Annotated in this window: 1 protein-coding gene; it reads right to left on the bottom strand. The window is 72.4% G+C overall.

Annotation, left to right across the window (positions count from 1 at the left end; translation table 11 throughout):
* Positions 1-328: 328 nt before the first annotated feature.
* The gene (locus ACZ6R6_RS49340) at positions 329-940 is read right to left on the bottom strand and encodes a VOC family protein (RefSeq protein ID WP_470104482.1); all 612 of its coding nucleotides are present in this window, start codon (positions 938-940) and stop codon (positions 329-331) included.
* Positions 941-1,158: the final 218 nt, after the last annotated feature.

Genomic DNA, 1,158 nt, shown 5'->3' with positions numbered 1-1,158 from the left:
CGCTTGGGCGTGCTCCTTCATCGCGGCCCGCTCCTCGGCCGTGAATCCCTGGTACGTGCTGCTCTCGGTGCTGCTCATGGCAGACTCCCCCCTTTGAGGATCTTGATACTCGGAAGATCTTGATATTCGGAAACGTGAGAAGGGACCTGACGGTCCGCGGCCCGGGTCGGTGGCACCGGGCCGTGGCGCCTTCGGCCCTTGCCCCGGCGGCGGGTCCGGCCGAGGCGTCAGACGAGCCAGCGGCCGGCGCGCCTCAGCGCGCGGTGGGGCGGTCCGCTCACCTCGCGCCAGGCCCAGAAGCGGCGCGGGGATGCGACAGCGTCGGCCTTCAGGCGGAGGCGCTCTGCCAGATGAAGCCGTCGGGGTCGGTGAAGGGGCCGGCGTCGCCGCCGATCACGAGCCGGTGTGATCCGGTGCCCTCGGGGGCGAGGCCGGTGTCCTTGGCCAGGGCGCGGCGTGGGTACAGCGCCAGCGTGATGGCCGAGGCGGGGGTGGCGAACTCGACGTACTTGCCGCCGAAGCTCTTGGCCACGCTCAGGCCGCGCTCGAGGTAGAAGCGCTTGCTCGCCTTGACGTCGGTGACGCCCAGCAGGAGGGCGATCTGGTCGATGTGCGGGCCGGCGGGGGTGGTGTCCTTCTTGGTGGAGGACGCGATCTTGTAGATCGTTCCGTCCGGGGCGGCGATGACGCCGCCGTAGCCCCAGAAGCTCTTGGTGGCCGGCTTGAGCGTGGTGGCGCCGGCGTCCAGGGCGGCGCCAATGAGGGCGTCGACGTTGCCGGGCTGGGAGGCCACCAGGGACAGGGCGAACCCGCGGAAGCCGGTCGTCGGCGCGTCCGAGGCGCGTACGTTCAGGTAGGGGGCCAGGCCGAAGGCGGTGTAGAAGGCGGCCGCGGCCGCGGGGTCGGGAACTTCCAGGGTGAGGGAGCCGAAGGAGGGCATGGCAGGGGTCCTTAGCGTGAGGGGAGGGAGTGAGGGGGGAGGGAGCGAGGGTTGGTCGTCGGGCCGGCGGCCGCCACGGCCCCGATGGAGCAGGGGGGTGGGGCGGTGGTTTAGCGGTCCTGCAGGAGCCCGAGGAGGTTGCCGTCGGGGTCGCGGACGGTGGCGACCAGGCGGCCGTCGCCGACCTCGTGCGCGGCCTCCTGCACGGTGGCGCCGGC

It is taken from the genome of Streptosporangium sp. NPDC048886, assembly GCF_055586905.1.
This window is presented reverse-complemented; position numbering and strand designations above follow the sequence as displayed.

Coding starts and splice junctions, on each gene's coding strand:
- ACZ6R6_RS49340 (WP_470104482.1), bottom strand. CDS start 940: ATGCCCTCCTTCGGCTCCCTCACCCTGGAAGTTCCCGACCCCGCGGCC.